Source organism: Arcicella sp., from assembly GCF_964672035.1.
Genome location: NZ_CBABQS010000056.1, coordinates 1 through 15,920 on the forward strand (window position 1 = coordinate 1; position 15,920 = coordinate 15,920).

The window sequence follows — 15,920 nt, forward strand, 5'->3', positions numbered from 1 at the left end:
TTGTAAAGACGAACAAAAGTGTCTATAACTGCCTCATACAAAGATGGTTCCATCGTGAAACGAGTTCTGTCCCAATCGCACGAAGCTCCGATTTTTTGTAATTGTCCAAGGATAATTCCGCCGTATTTATCTTTCCATTCGTGCGCATATTTCAAGAACTCTTCACGAGAAATATCCTTTTTCTCAATACCTCTTTCTTTCAACATCGCCACGACTTTTGCTTCCGTTGCGATAGACGCATGGTCAGTTCCAGGCACCCAACAAGCCTCTTTACCTTCCATACGAGCTTTACGAATCAGCACGTCTTGGATGGTATTGTTCAACATATGTCCCATGTGAAGCACGCCCGTAACGTTTGGCGGAGGAATGACTATTGAGTAAGGTTCCTTGTCAGGGTTCGGTTTCGACGCAAAATGTTTATTATCAAGCCAGTATTGATACCATTTGGCTTCAATGTCTTGTGGAGCGTATGTTTTTGAAATCATCATATTAAAAATTTGGACTGCAAAGATAAGGAATTTAAAGCAATGCTTTGGGGTGTTTTCGCAAGAATGATGGCTGTTTGTTGTTGTTACATTCGATAAATTCTTGTATGTTTGTAATTAGTGTACAATTGATAGAAAATAGATAATAGTGGATAAAAAATCTTCTATTAAGAAACTATAAACACCAACTATTAATTCTTAATTGTTCATTATTCACTCGAAACCCACATGGATATCCTCAACGAAACAATTGCTTGGCTGATGAAAAGACGCTTGCCCCGAATCCAGTCGTTTATGGAACGACCCATGGAAACACAGGAGCAAATGTTTTGGAATTTAATCCAATCTGCCAAAAATACCGAATGGGGTAAACGTTTTGATTATCAGTCAATTAGTTCTATTAAAGACTTCCAAGAACGTGTGCCTATCTCCAATTACGAAAGCCTTTTTCCTTACATAGAACGCATGATGCGGGGCGAACAAAACGTCCTTTGGCACTCCGAAATTCAGTTTTTTTCTAAATCTTCTGGCACGACAAATGCTCGTTCTAAGTTTATTCCCGTCTCCAAAGAATCGCTTGATGAATGTCATTTTATGGGCGGAAAAGACATGATGACGCTCTTGGTTGAAAATAAGCCCGATACCGAAGTTTTTTCTGGAAAAGGCTTGTCGATAGGAGGTAGTTTGCAATCTAACCAGTTGAATACCAGAAGTTTATTGGGAGATGTGTCGGCGGTGGTGATGAAAAATTTGCCAATTTGGGCGCAATTAATCCGCACACCATCGTTGGATGTGGCTTTGATGGATGTTTGGGAAGAGAAAATCCAGAAAATGGCAGAAATTACTTCTCAAGAAAATGTAACAAGTATCTTGGGTGTTCCGACTTGGACTTTAGTGTTGGTTGAGAAAGTTTTGGAGATTACCGGCAAAAATAACATCCTCGAAGTTTGGCCAAATTTTGAATTTTTTATTCACGGGGCGGTGGCGTTTCAACCTTACCGTGAGATGTTCCATAAAAGTATATTTCCTTCAAATTCAGTAAGTTATCTTGAAATTTATAATGCTTCCGAAGGATTTTTTGGGGTGCAAGATGATTTTTCTCGCCCCGACGAAATGCTGTTGATGTTGGATTACGGTATTTTCTACGAATTTATTCCGATGGAAGAAATTGAGAACGAAAACCCCAAAACTTTGACTTTGGATGAAGTAGAATTACATAAAAATTACGCCGTGATGATTTCGACCAATGCGGGATTGTGGCGTTATAAAATTGGCGATACCGTAAAATTTACCTCAAAATATCCGTACAGAATCAAGATTTCGGGACGGACAAAACACTTCATCAATGCCTTTGGCGAAGAACTTATTATTGAAAATGCCGAGCGTGCCATTACCCGTGCTTGCGAGGCTACGGGAGCAATCCTGAGTGACTATACGGCTGGACCTGTGTATATAAATGACCGCCAACAAGGTTGTCACGAATGGATTATAGAATTTTCGCAAGATCCTGATAATCAAGAAGTTTTCAATAAAGTTTTGGATGAAACCCTTCGAGAAATTAATTCAGATTATGATGCTAAACGCTACAAAGATATGGTGTTGAAAGCACCCAAAATCAACGTTGTACCTCATGATACTTTCTACACGTGGATGCGAAATCGGGGAAAATTGGGCGGACAACACAAAGTACCAAGATTAAGTAATTCAAGAGAATTTGTGGAGGAGATTTTGTTGGTGGGGAAGGAGGTTTTGGTGTAGATATGCATCTAAATCAAAACTTCCTTTCTGAACAGTATAAATTTAAGGTTTATATAATTTTGTAAATAAATAAAGCCATTACAGCAGGCATTGATAAAAGGGAAGCTAAAAAGTAAAGTAAGAATTTAATGATACGAGGTTTTCGTAATTCTTTCTCTAAATTCGTATTCAACTCTTTCTGCATCGTTTTTTTTAAAAAGAGGATTAAAAATTAAGTTGTAGCTACCAAAAAAGAGAATACCAAAGGGAATTCCCAAAGTGAAAGGATTACGCCGCAAAGAAATAGGAACTTTGTAGTGGTTATTCTCAAAGTATAACCCCAAAATTAGCATCAAGAAAGCCATATAAAATGCCAAAAAACAATATTTAAACACATATTTAACTTGAAAATCTGCTTGCTGCGGGTTTGATATTAATAATTGCAAATAATAATATCCTTCTCTTAATTCATCAATTTCCTTTTCCATAAAATTGTCCTTAATTTTCGAATGCCTAATGTGTCGTTTTAATACTACTCATTGCAAATTTGTAAAAAAAACTGTTCCACCATATTGTTGTCTTTGGTGACAAAGAAAACACGTGAAACACAATCAACAAGTAAATTACCAAAAAATGTTAACATCAAACTCAGAAACTGCCTTCAAGGATTTATTTGGCAATTTTCCTCAGTCGGGCAAAGTTGTTTGGATTGGTATTCGTCCGCAAACTCGGCAACCGATGGAGGTTTTAGACGAGACTTTTGCCAATATCGGTGGACTTACTAACGACCGTGCCAATAAAGGAAATACCAATAATAAACGTCAAGTTACCCTGATTCAAGCCGAACATATCAAAGCCGTTGCTTCCTTTTTGGGCAAGTCAACTATTGACCCCGCCCTAATTCGGAGAAATATCGTAGTGCAGGGAATTAATCTGAATGCGTTGAAGGATAAACAATTCAAAATTGGTGACGCAATCTTAGAAATGACGGGTTTCTGTTTTCCGTGTAGTAGAATGGAAGAAAACCTTGGCAAGGGCGGTTTTAATGCCATGCGTGGACACGGGGGAATAATTTGTCGGGTGATTGAAGAAGGGAAAATTAAGATTGGTGACGAAGTGAAATTTTAGTGAAACATGGAAATAGTAATAGAAACAGAAAGATTAATCCTCCGAAAATTCACGCTTGATGATGCGGCTTTTATGCTCGAATTGCTGAATACGCCCGCATGGCTACGATTTATTGGCGATAGAAATGTAAGAACCATTGAAGAGGCAGGACAGTATTTACTCAATGGAAACATTCGAAGTTATCGGGAGTACGGGTTCGGTTTTTACGTAGTTGTTATCAAAGAAACCAACGAATCTCTTGGAATTTGTGGGATTGTGAAGCGGGAAGGTTTGGATGACATTGATATTGGATTTGGTTTCTTGCCACAATTTATTGGGAAGGGCTACGGTTATGAAGCCGCCACTGCCATGCTGGATTATGCCCTTAATGACCTTAAAATCAAGCGAATAGTTGCCATTGTCAACCCTGAAAATGTGGTATCCATTGCACTAATCAAAAAGATTGGATTACAATTTGAAAAAATGGTTCGGTTGTCTAACAAGGATATAGAACTAATGCTGTTTGGCATTTAATTGTACAATTTTAAGATAAATTAGTACTCAAAAACCTTCCTGTCTTCTTCTGAACAATTTTATTTAACGTCCTGTTAATGTGATAATTTACAAACTATTTCTCCGTAAATTTGTGTTAAGATTTTATTAAATAAAGACCATTCTTTCTCCCAAAATGAAGATAAACTTTCAGTATCAAGAAAAATTTGAGAATCGCCACAATAATTCTAATGTAGCCGATCGCAAGGCAATGCTCGAAACCATCGGGGTTGATTCTATCGAAACACTCATCAATCAAACCATTCCGCAGTCTATTCATCTACGTAAATCGTTGAACTTGCCAGCGGCAAAATCTGAAGCTCAATTCCTAAGAGATTTCAAGAAAATGGCGGAGATGAACGAAACGTATAAATCACACATTGGCATGGGTTATTACGATACGCACACGCCAACGGTAATTCTTAGAAATATTCTCGAAAATCCAGCTTGGTACACTGCCTACACGCCCTACCAAGCCGAAATTGCCCAAGGTCGTTTGGAAATGTTGTTGAATTATCAAACAATGGTGCTTGATTTGACGGGTATGGAAATTGCCAATGCCTCACTTTTGGATGAAGGAACAGCGGCTGCCGAGGCAATGACGATGCTTTACGGACAAAGAAAAGGCACTAAGAAAAATGCTGAAACATTCTTTGTATCTGAACTTTGTCACCCACAAACAATTGATTTATTAAAGACTCGTGCCATGCCACTGGGCATTGATATTGTGGTAGGTGACCACCGAAAAGTTAATTTAACTCACGAAGGAATCTACGGAATGATTGTGCAATATCCGGCTTCGGATGGACAAATTTTTGATTATACCAGCCTTATCGAAACTGCCCACGAATTAGGAATTTACGTGGTGGTAGCTTCTGATTTATTGGCCCTGACTTTATTGAAATCGCCTGGCGAAATGGGTGCCGATGTTGTGGTTGGAACTTCACAAAGATTTGGTGTTCCGATGGGTTTTGGAGGCCCTCATGCGGCATTTTTTGGTACGAAAGACGAATTCAAACGCCATCTTCCGGGACGTATTATTGGGGTATCCATTGATGCAGAAGGGAATCGTGCCTTGCGTATGGCTTTGCAAACTCGTGAGCAACATATTCGCCGTGAAAAAGCCACTTCAAATATCTGTACCGCTCAAGTTTTATTGTCGGTAATGGCAGCAGCTTATGCGGTTTATCACGGCCCAGAAGGCTTGAAAGCCATTGCTGAACGTGTACACGGATTGACAAAATTGACGACTTTAGCGTTAGAAAAATTAGGTTATAAAATTGAAACCAGTGCTTACTTTGATACTATTAAAGTAAACGTGGGAGAAAACGAAACTTTTCTTAAAAAAGAGGCGCTTGCCAGTGAAATCAATTTCCGTTATTACGAAGATTATAAATATATCGGAATTTCAATGGACGAAACTTGTACGTTACAAGACGTTCAGAATATTATATCCGTTTTTGAGAAAATCGGAACATCGGAAGTTGAACTAAATACACTTTTCGACCAAGTAGATTACGCTTTTCCGGAATCATTGAAACGTAATACTGATTATCTTACGCATCCAGTTTTTAATAGCTATCACTCTGAACATGAGATGCTTAGGTATTTAAAACAATTAGAAAATAAAGATTTATCCATGGTTCATTCCATGATTGCTTTAGGTTCTTGCACGATGAAATTGAATGCTACTACCGAAATGATTCCAGTAACTTGGGCAGAATTTGGTAATGTTCATCCATTCGCTCCCAAAAATCAAGTGCAGGGATACTCCGCCATGATTGAAGAATTGAACGATTGGCTTTGTGAAATCACGAGATTTTCGGCCATGTCTTTCCAACCAAATTCGGGTGCTCAAGGTGAATATACAGGTTTGATGGTAATTCGGGCTTATCACGAATCAAGAGGAGATGCCCATCGTAATATTGCGTTAATTCCTTCGTCGGCACACGGTACAAATCCTGCTTCGGCAGTGATGGCAGGAATGAAAGTAGTGGTTACAAAATGCGATGAAGATGGAAATATTGATTTGGATGATTTAAGAGAAAAAGCCGAATTGCACGCTGCTAATTTGTCGTGTTTAATGGTTACGTATCCTTCAACGCACGGGGTTTTTGAAGAATCTATCATTGAAATTTGTGCCATGATTCATCAACATGGTGGACAAGTTTACATGGATGGTGCCAACATGAATGCCCAAGTAGGTTTAACTTCGCCCGCCACAATCGGTGCCGATGTTTGTCACTTAAATTTACACAAAACCTTCTGTATTCCTCACGGTGGCGGAGGCCCTGGTATGGGACCCATTGGCGTTGCTAAGCAATTAGCACCATTTTTGCCAAGTCACTCGGTGGTTGCAAAAGTGGGTGGAAACCAAGGTATTTCAGCAGTTTCGGCAGCCCCTTATGGCTCAGCTTCTATCCTAACCATTTCGTATGCGTACATTGCGATGATGGGTGGAGACGGATTAACCCGTGCTACTGAAACGGCAATTTTAAATGCTAATTACATCAAAGCACGTTTGGCAGGTTATTATCCTGTACTTTACACAGGCTCTGAAGGACGTTGCGCTCACGAGATGATTTTAGATTGTCGTCCATTCAAAATGTCAGCGGGTGTTGAAGCGGAAGATATTGCCAAACGCTTGATGGATTATGGTTTTCATGCGCCAACGCTTTCTTTTCCAGTGGCAGGCACGTTGATGATTGAACCAACCGAATCAGAATCAAAAGCAGAATTAGACCGTTTTTGTGATGCTATGATTGGTATTCGTGAAGAAATTCGTGAGATTGAAGAAGGCAATGCCGACAAAGCAAATAACGTTTTAAAACACGCTCCACACACTCAAGCAGTAGTTTTAGTAGAAAATTGGAACAGACCATACACTCGTGAAAAAGCAGTTTTCCCATTGCCATACACGAAAGCAAGCAAATTCTGGCCAACCGTTTCAAGAATTGATTCCGCTTACGGTGATAGAAATTTAGTATGTAGTTGTATTTCGATTGAGGAATATGCAACGGCTGAATAGATAAATTTTAGTATAAATTTTAAGGGAGAAACGGCATTTGCTATTTCTCCCTTTTTTTTATTTTAAGCTTGGAAAGCTTATATCCCCAAATGCTGCTTTTTAAAAGCCAAAGGATTTTCGTTCGTGATTTTCTTAAAAGTTCGATTGAAATAAGAAATGCTTTCAAAACCGCATGCATAGCAAGTTTCGGTAATATTTTTATCCAACAACAAAAACTTTTTGGCTTTATTGATTCTGTAATGATTTAAAAATTCGGTAAAAGTGAGGCGAGTCATTTTTTTGAAATAACGACAAAAAGCAGGTTCCGATAAACTACTTAAATTGGCTACCTCTCGAATATCAATTTTTCGTTCATAGTTTTCATCGATGAATTGATAAAGCCGTTTCATGCGTTGTTGGTCCTTTTTAGTATATTGATTTTCAAAGGAATTAGCGTGCAATAATTCTACGTTCTTATCATTTGCTAAAATTTGAAAAATACTCAAGATTTCTAAAAACTGCTCAAAATGAGTCAGTAAAGGCAATTGTATTAAACGTTCAGCCAATTTATTTTTCGTTTCACGACTGAATGCGATTCCCAATTTTGCATTTTCAAAAAGCTGATTAATCTTCGATAACTCGGGCGTATTAACAAAAGCATTCCCCAAAAAATCTTGCCTTATATGTACAACAATCTCTTCGTAATCCGTTTTTACGCCATAATCAAAATTGAGATGCGGTATATTTGAGCCAATAAAAACCAAGTCGCTTTCTTCATATTGCGAAATATGATCACCCACGTGACGAGTTCCGTTCGTTCCTTCAATATAAACCAACTCCAATTCTGGATGAAAATGCCAATAGAAAAAATCGCTCAATTTTGGATTGACCATTAAATTGAAGGAGCTTTCGGTATCGGGTTTTATTTCTTCAAATTGCATTTCCATCATGTAATATAGACAGCCTTGTCCATTTTATTTTAAGAAAATTGTAAAAAATAATCCTTTATTTGGAGGAACTTCCCGAAACAATATCCATTGTGGGTTTAAACTTTCGGGAAGTTGAACGGCAATAAGCGTATTTTATTAATTGGATACTCCTTAACTATAGACAAGATTATCCGTAATTCAAGTATAAAGCTACTTATTTTTACAATAATTTTATAAAAAAAGTCATTATATATCAATATTGTTCAAAAATAGGTAATAATTGTGCTAACATTCACATTTCAAAATCATATAAATTTGTATCATTATTTCAAACAAAAATATAAATTATCATGGAATTGAATGAAAATACAATGGTGCCGACAATGACCCCAACAGCAACGGCTCCCACAACAATGGCTGCCACAATGATGCCGAATGCCAATCATAAGGATATTCCAGGCAATCCTTCTACCGCAACGAGTAGTCATATCAAACTCAACGACCGCTCGAATGGTAAACCTTTGAAGGTTTTGAGTGAAGCCGATTGGGCTTTTTGGGTAGAAAATGGTTACGTAATTATTAAAAATGCCGTTCCCAGAGAACAGGCTTTGCAAACGGCAAATTTCCTGTGGGAATTTGAAGAAAAAGACCCCAATGACCAATCAACGTGGTACACCCAACCACGGGCGGAGATGTTGATGAAAGAATTAACTAATACGGGCATGGTGGAAGTTTATAATAATCAGCATTTGTGGAATAATCGTCAAATGGAGCGAGTACACGATGCTTTTTCGGATGTTTGGGGAACTGAAAAACTGTGGGTGACGATTGATCGAGCTAATTTAAACTTTCCAATCCGCCCAGGATTTGAATATAAAGGATTCATTCACTGGGATTATGACCCCGAAACCAAACCGCAAAATGTGCAAGGCGTTTTGGCACTTGCCGACCAAGCGGATGAAAATATGGGTGGTTTTCAGTGTATCCCTGAATTATTTAGAACTTACGATACGTGGAAATTAACGCAACCCGAAGACCGTAATCGTTTCAAGCCTGATACTACGGCATTTGAAGGAAAATATGACCGAGTGAAATTAGAAGCGGGTGATTTACTAATATTCAACAGCTCAACGCCGCACGGAATTCGTCCGAATAATTCCGAGGATAAAGTAAGAATGGCTCAATATATTTCGATGATGCCTGCCGAAGAAAACAATGATTCTATGCGTGAATGGCGGATAAATTCTTGGAAAAATCGTATTGCTCCCGAAGGTTATGCCTTCCCTGGCGACCCTCGAAATTGGGAGCAAACAAAGTATGAAACCGCCGAGTTAAGTGATTTAGGAAAAAAACTATTAGGACTTGAAAAATGGTAGAAAATCAGCTTTATACTACGTTAAATACAAAGGCCAAGATGCCTTTGTTGGGGCTTGGCGTATATGATATGTACAATCAAGAAGCTGAACAAGCAGTTTCTTGGGCTTTGGAGATTGGCTATCGCCTCATCGACACGGCAGCCATGTATAAAAATGAAATCGAAATTGGTAATGCCGTCCGACAAGGTGGAATTGTGAGAAATGAGCTTTTCATTACCACCAAAATTCACGATTATGAACAAGGTTACGACAAAACGTTGCGAGCTTTTGATGAAAGTCAACGGAAACTAAATTGCCAATACATAGATTTATACTTGATTCATTGGCCCCTTAAATCCACTCGCAAAGACACATGGTTGGCTCTTGAAAAACTCTATGCGGATGGTCGGGTAAAAGCCATTGGCGTGGCTAATTATTTGATTCCTTTTTTGGACGAATTGGCAACTTACGGAAACATTACGCCTGCGCTAAATCAGGTGGAATTCAGTCCATATTTGTATCTGAAAGATTTATTGAATTACTGCGAAGCCAAACAAATTCAGTTGCAAGCCTACACGCCTTTGGTGCGTGGAGAACGAATGACTGACTTAAAACTTTTGGCATTGGCGCATAAATATCAGAAAACTTCCGCCCAAATTATCCTAAGATGGATTTTGCAAAAAGGCATTTCAGCCATTCCAAAATCGTCTAATTTGGCTCGTTTGAAGGAAAATTTTGATATTTTCGATTTTCAAATCAGTCAAGAAGATATGATTTTGATAGACAATTTTAACGAAAATTACAGAGTCGTGGATAATCCAATGGACTTATTTTAAACTACAAATCAAATCTTATGAAAATCACTATTTTAGTTAGTTTATTATTAGCGATGAGTTTCGCTACGTTTGCTCAGAAAAAGCATAATCAGAAATTACTTCGTCACGTGGTGATTTTCAAATTTAAGGATACTTCTTCGCCCGAAGCTGTGGAGAAAGTGGCTAAAACTTTTGCGGCGTTATACGGAAAAGTGCCTCAAATTGCGGCTTTTGAATGGGGCGTAAATATGAGTCAAGAACACTTCGATCAAGGTTTTACGCATTGTTTTATTTTGAGTTTTAAAACAGAAAAAGATGCTGCGGATTATCAACAACATCAAGCCCATAAAGACTTTCAGACGGTTTTGAAGCCACACATGGAGAAGGTTTTTGTGGTGGATTATTGGATGAAATAATGATATGCTAACCCAACAAAACAACGGGTTGACACCCGTTATTTTGCTTATTGCCCCCCTCGCACAAGCGTCACATATCCCGTGAGCGTAGGCACATCATCGCCCGTTTTGATGACGTAATAATACGTTCCCATCGGTAAAGTAGAATTGTCTTTTTTACCATTAAAAGGATTATTCTGATAATTTTTAGTCGCAAAAATTTCTCCTCCCCAACGATTAAAAATCTTGACTTCAGCATTGGGATAATCTTCAATTCCTTCCAAAATCCACGTTTCGTTTATGTTATCATCATTTGGGGTAAAACCCGTTGGAATTTGGATTTTTGTCTTAACCGTTACCAAAATCGTATCTTGATTCGTGCAATTACTGGATAATGATTTAGCGCTCAAAATATATTGGGTAGTGGCACTCGGAGAAGCTACGGGACGACCCACCGTGCTACTGTTCAATCCCTCGGAAGGAGACCAACTTAGGATTAAATCATTTTTATAACTTCCAGACACACTGCTTTTTATGGTAACGGTATCGCCCTTAAAAAGGGTAATATCATTGCCCAAACGTACTTTTGGCGTTAAGTCCACGAATGCAATTCGAGATGCTTTGGTATCACAGCCAAACTCATTGGTGTAAATATACGTAATCGGTGAAGGGCCAAAACCTGCCAATAAAGGCGTATAGACCGTTCCAGCAACTCCTCTCCCCGAAAATACACCTTTCACGGCATCATAAGGTTGAACGTAAGGCGGTAAATTAATCCTATTTCCGCCCGTTCCACAGGTTGGATAAATGGTGTCAAACTTTACGGGCGTAAGTGGATTTACTTTCAATTTCAAGGTATCCGACATCTTTTTGCAAGTATTCCCATCGGTGATTTCCACTTTATAAATACCCGTTTTCAAGACTGGAAATCGTGAATTTGCACTTTTTTGAACGGATACGCCTTCTTGAAACCATTCGTATTGATTACCCGAACTTACACTTGCATTTAATGGAATTGAATCACCTTCGCAGATAACTTTTTTGCCCGTTAAATTGGTAATAATTGCTTCTGGTAAAGGATTAATCGTAACATCTGATGTTAAATCATACTGACAAAACCCTGTTAATTGCGTCATTCTAACATTATATTTTCCCGTTTTTTTGGCTTGAATGAACACATTTCTGACGGTTATGGTGTCAGTTATATCACGTGTCCAGAGGTACAAATAATTGCCAGCATTGAATGTTCCTCCACCCACTTGCTGCACTTGTAAGGCAATGCCTGTGGGTGTTTCACACACTTTTGCGGTATTCGGGGAAACTTCAAATTTAACACCAGGCTGAATAGCAACAATCGTTTTTCCAGAAGTTGCTGAACCACTACAACCTTGTTTATAACTAATCACAACGGTATATTCTCCCGCTTCTGTTACTTTCAGTTTATAACTATCGGCATCCATAATATTACCATTGTCTTTTTGCCATTGATACTGATAATTGGGGTCATTTTTAGTGGCAATTTCTATAAATCCAAACTCGCAAATGTCAATTTTGGATAATTGAGTTGGTAATGGGTCTAATTCCTTAAAAACGATTGGAGCAACTGGAGGGGCTTGACAATCAATTACTTTCAATTGAAAATCTCGCCGAACACGTCCAATAACTACCCCATTGCGCAATTCTTCCACCAATACCGAAAAGACGTAAAGTCCCAATTGGTCAGAATTGACCGAGATAATTCCATTAACATCAATAGTCATAGCAGGATTACTGGGAATCGCTGTATTGGCACTATAACCTCCAACCCAACTAATGAGAGGATAATTGGATGAACCAACAGGACTTGGAACGGGCGTGGAAGAGCTACTATATCCGTTAAGTGGGGTAACAAACGAATAACGTAATTGGTCGCCATCTATATCTGAAGCTGAATTGTCAAATCTAAAAGGCTGTCCTTTACAAATATATTCACCATTAGGTGTGCTAAATTGAGGAGAAGAGTTCTTGAATTCCGCACCCGTAGTATTTTTAAGAGGAGGAAATTCAAGGTAGAATAGCATACCAGACCCAGCGGAATTGGTAATATTACTGGCAACATTTCTACAACATCTATCCCATACAATGTAATAACCTTGTGGGTCTTTATATGAGTCTGGGTCAAGATAAATGTTTTGAACATAGGAAATAACGGCAATATTTAGTCCTTGACTGGTAGCACATTTTTCGTTTGTAAAAACAAATGGTGTACCTTGTGGTTCATAAGTACTCAAGGTCAAAGCCTTCATTAATTTATTGTTACTTTTCTGAAAAATAGCAACGGCATAGTTATTATCCGATACATTAACTTGTCGAGTAGCTTTATCGAAAAATAGGTTCAGCTTTAATTCATAATAGCCGTTTGTACCAGTATTATTCAATTCAAAATTACCCCCCAAAATATGGTTGGCTCGAACTGATAAACTGGTAATAATTAAAATAGAAAATAATATAAAACGGTAAAATTTAGACATGACTTCTGGATTAAAAACTGACCGATTATTCCTAAAACAAACATAGAAAATAATATAAAATTTTAATGGAAGTGTATATTATGTAGCTAAGAATTATGTTATTGATTAACAGATACTTAATTCCTTTAGTATAAGAAATTGAACATTTTTTTAATAAATAACAGAAAATTTATAGTAGTAAGGGTGGATTGGTTGAATACTAATTTACGTAAAAAGTGGTATTTTCACAAAATTGTTTAAATTGTTTAGAAAATCGTTTAGGAGTTTTTGGAATTTATGGGTCAAAAAACCTAATCCCAAGCCCCTAATCCCTAAAAATATGCAACCCAATTTTTTCGATACAAGAGTAGAATACCTCAAAGGCGTTGGCACGTCGAGGGCTTTATTATTGAATACTGAATTACAGATTTTTAATTACGGTGATTTAATTCAATATTACCCTTTCAGATACGAAGACCGCACCAAATTTCATCAAGTTTCTGAACTCTATGAAGGCATGGATTCTGCCCAAATAAAAGGGCGATTACGCTTTGTGGAGAAAATAGGAGAGGGGCATAAAGCAAGACTTACTGGACAATTTTCGGATGGCTCTGGAACGATGGAACTCGTTTGGTTTCAAGGGGTTAGCTTCTTGGAGAAAAATCTTAGAGCGGGAGCAGAATATGTAATTTACGGAAAACCAGCCTTCTTTAATGGTCGTCCGCAAATGCAACATCCAGAAATGGAATTGCTCAATCCTGATAATGAAAAAGGGGGCTATTTTCAGCCCGTTTATGGCTTAACTGAGAAACTTCGTAAACGTTACGTGGACTCGAAGGTGATTGCCAATATGCAACGTTATCTGCTTGAGCAAGCCTACACCCATATACCCGAAACTTTACCCGAAAATCTTACCCAAAAATACCGATTAGTCTCCAAACGAGATGCCGTTTATAATATTCATCTCCCGCAATCGGAAGCGTGGTTGCATCAAGCAAAACGCCGTTTGAAGTTCGAAGAGCTGTTTTATAATCAATTACGACTGATAAAACAGAAACTTTTACGCAGAGTTGATTACAGTGGACAGGTTTTTACGAGTGCCGTTTTGGTAACCGATTTTTATAGAAATCATCTCCCTTTTGAACTCACAAATGCCCAAAAGAAAGTGATTCGAGAGATTTTTGAAGACATGAAATCGGGCAAGCAAATGAACCGATTGTTGCAAGGAGATGTGGGTTCGGGTAAGACCATTGTGGCATTTATTTGTATGCTTTTGGCGATTGACAATAAAGCTCAAGCTTGCATCATGGCTCCCACCGAAATTTTGGCCCAACAACATTATGACGGACTAAAAATTTATGCTGATTTATTGGGAATTACCATCCAAAAATTAACGGGTTCGGTTCGTAAAAAACAGCGAGAAGTTATTCATGAAGGACTTAGAAATGGAGCATTAAAAATAATCGTAGGTACGCACGCCCTTTTGGAAGATACCGTTCAATTTCAAAATTTAGGATTAGCCGTTATTGACGAACAACACCGTTTTGGTGTGGCTCAACGGGCAAAATTATGGGAGAAAAATAAGTATATTCACCCCCATATTTTGGTAATGACCGCCACACCAATTCCCAGAACGTTGGCAATGACGCTTTACGGTGATTTAGACATTTCCATTATTAATGAATTACCCAAAGGACGAAAACCTATTAAAACCGTTCATCGCTATGACTCCCACCGACTGAATGTTTTTGGGTTTATGCGGGATGAAATTAATAAAGGATTACAGATTTATGTGGTATATCCATTAATTGAAGAATCCGAAAAATTAGACTATAAATTCTTGACTGATGGCTTTGAGAGCATGGCAAGGGCATTTCCTGAATTTCAGATTGGCATTGTTCACGGGAAAATGAAACCTGCCGATAAGGATTTTGAGATGCAACGATTCATTAAAAAAGAAACACAAATTTTGGTAGCAACCACCGTGATTGAAGTAGGCGTAAACGTTCCGAATGCCTCTGTAATGGTCATTGAAAGTGCCGAACGTTTTGGACTTTCCCAACTTCACCAGTTGCGTGGACGGGTGGGGCGTGGAGCAGACCAGAGTTATTGCATTCTGATGACGGACGTAAAATTATCCAAAGATACCAGAGTCAGAATAGATACGATGGTGAGAACAACGGACGGTTTTGAGATTGCCGATGTCGATTTGCAACTTCGTGGGCCAGGCGATTTATCAGGAACGCAACAAAGCGGAGTGATTGATTTATTGATTGCCGATTTGGCAAAAGACGGAGAAATTCTGAAAGTTGCCAGAGAATGTGCGACCGAAATTTTGGAAGAAGATGGTAATTTAGAACTACCTAAAAATCTGATGATTAAGGAGCAGGTAGATAGAAAAAGAGCCAATGAAAGCAACTGGGCGAGAATTAGTTAGTAACTAATTTCTTCTTCGTCTAATATCTTTTTTACATTCATAATTACGCCATCCATTACTTCAACATCTTTATTCCAATCCATCACAAGCCAAGTGTCGGAAGGAGTGGCGATAAATATTTTATGAGATTGAGTAGTTATCCAGATGACTTTTTCAACGCCGAATTCAATCAATTTTTGTGATTTTTCAAAAATATAATCAGCCTCTCTGGCAGGATATTCTTCTACCTCGGCTTTTATATCTACCTCGACTACTATTTTGGGAGCGATTTTAAAAAAATGGTTATCTAATTTTAGGTTTTCTTTTTTGAAAATAGCAATATCATTGGCTAAATTATTGCCTTTTGCCAAATGCAATCCCGACTCATTCGTAGCAATAATATATTTTTTACGGTCTATTTTACTGCCTAAAAAATAATTGATTAAACTAACTAAAACTGCTTGAAGTGAGCTACAAGACATAATTTCTTCCAACGTTTTTTTACCTGACAATACATCCCGATATCCACGATAATACACAGGAACTCCATCCATTTCTTCGTATATTAATGAAGAAGGAATGGATGATTTTTCTGGTTCAATTATATTTTCTACAACTGCTGTCATCGTCTTT

Annotated in this window: 13 protein-coding genes; 8 read left to right on the top strand and 5 right to left on the bottom strand. The window is 38.1% G+C overall.

Translation table 11 applies throughout. The features are described 5' to 3' along the window. On the bottom strand, positions 1-485 hold a 485-nt coding region (locus tag AC1W31_RS14340; protein WP_481735157.1), incomplete at its 3' end, for a class I tRNA ligase family protein. Positions 486-713: 228 nt separating this feature from the next. On the opposite strand from AC1W31_RS14340, the gene AC1W31_RS14345 reads away from it, so the two are divergent. Next, positions 714-2,243: a GH3 auxin-responsive promoter family protein gene (locus AC1W31_RS14345; protein ID WP_481735158.1), complete on the top strand. Its 1,530-nt coding sequence runs from the start codon at positions 714-716 to the stop codon at positions 2,241-2,243. Positions 2,244-2,368: 125 nt separating this feature from the next. Here the strand turns inward: AC1W31_RS14345 and AC1W31_RS14350 are convergent, their stop codons facing one another. After that, positions 2,369-2,710, bottom strand: a complete 342-nt coding sequence (locus AC1W31_RS14350) for a hypothetical protein (protein ID WP_481735159.1) — start codon at positions 2,708-2,710, stop codon at positions 2,369-2,371. A 145-nt stretch (positions 2,711-2,855) separates the two neighbouring features. On the opposite strand from AC1W31_RS14350, the gene AC1W31_RS14355 reads away from it, so the two are divergent. From AC1W31_RS14355 to gcvP, 3 genes are all read left to right on the top strand, one after another. Continuing rightward, entirely contained in the window at positions 2,856-3,350 is a 495-nt protein-coding gene (locus AC1W31_RS14355; RefSeq protein ID WP_481735160.1) for an MOSC domain-containing protein, read from the top strand. Positions 3,351-3,356: 6 nt separating this feature from the next. Next, positions 3,357-3,863 (top strand): GNAT family N-acetyltransferase, encoded by a 507-nt coding sequence (locus AC1W31_RS14360; RefSeq protein ID WP_481735161.1) that lies wholly within the window; start codon positions 3,357-3,359, stop codon positions 3,861-3,863. Between the two features lie 154 nt (positions 3,864-4,017). After that, positions 4,018-6,909, top strand: a complete 2,892-nt coding sequence (gene gcvP, locus AC1W31_RS14365) for an aminomethyl-transferring glycine dehydrogenase (RefSeq protein WP_481735162.1) — start codon at positions 4,018-4,020, stop codon at positions 6,907-6,909. A 77-nt stretch (positions 6,910-6,986) separates the two neighbouring features. Here gcvP and AC1W31_RS14370 read toward each other — a convergent pair whose 3' ends face one another. After that, positions 6,987-7,829 carry an AraC family transcriptional regulator gene (locus AC1W31_RS14370; RefSeq protein WP_481735163.1) on the bottom strand — a complete coding sequence of 281 codons (843 nt, stop codon included), beginning with the start codon at positions 7,827-7,829 and terminating at the stop codon, positions 6,987-6,989. A gap of 401 nt (positions 7,830-8,230) precedes the next feature. Between AC1W31_RS14370 and AC1W31_RS14375 the strand changes: the two genes are divergently transcribed. From AC1W31_RS14375 to AC1W31_RS14385, 3 genes are read left to right on the top strand one after another with little or no spacing between them, the layout of a single operon-like run. Continuing rightward, positions 8,231-9,193 carry a phytanoyl-CoA dioxygenase family protein gene (locus tag AC1W31_RS14375; protein WP_481735184.1) on the top strand — a complete coding sequence of 321 codons (963 nt, stop codon included), beginning with the start codon at positions 8,231-8,233 and terminating at the stop codon, positions 9,191-9,193. After that, positions 9,187-10,008, top strand: a complete 822-nt coding sequence (locus tag AC1W31_RS14380; RefSeq protein ID WP_481735164.1) for an aldo/keto reductase — start codon at positions 9,187-9,189, stop codon at positions 10,006-10,008. The genes AC1W31_RS14375 and AC1W31_RS14380 overlap by 7 nt, the downstream gene beginning before the upstream one ends. A gap of 17 nt (positions 10,009-10,025) precedes the next feature. Next, on the top strand, positions 10,026-10,403 hold the full coding sequence (locus tag AC1W31_RS14385; RefSeq protein ID WP_481735165.1) for a Dabb family protein: 378 nt from the start codon (positions 10,026-10,028) through the stop codon (positions 10,401-10,403). 47 nt (positions 10,404-10,450) lie between these two features. Here the strand turns inward: AC1W31_RS14385 and AC1W31_RS14390 are convergent, their stop codons facing one another. Continuing rightward, a complete protein-coding gene (locus AC1W31_RS14390) occupies positions 10,451-12,892 on the bottom strand; it encodes a T9SS type B sorting domain-containing protein (RefSeq protein ID WP_481735166.1) in 2,442 nt (813 codons plus the stop codon). Positions 12,893-13,211: 319 nt separating this feature from the next. Here AC1W31_RS14390 and recG point away from each other — a divergent pair, with 319 nt between their 5' ends. Continuing rightward, complete coding sequence (gene recG / locus AC1W31_RS14395) at positions 13,212-15,308, top strand: ATP-dependent DNA helicase RecG (RefSeq protein WP_481735167.1); 2,097 nt, start codon at positions 13,212-13,214, stop codon at positions 15,306-15,308. Here recG and AC1W31_RS14400 read toward each other — a convergent pair. Beyond that, positions 15,305-15,913 (bottom strand): Uma2 family endonuclease, encoded by a 609-nt coding sequence (locus tag AC1W31_RS14400; RefSeq protein WP_481735168.1) that lies wholly within the window; start codon positions 15,911-15,913, stop codon positions 15,305-15,307. The genes recG and AC1W31_RS14400 overlap by 4 nt on opposite strands. Positions 15,914-15,920 lie beyond the last annotated feature (7 nt).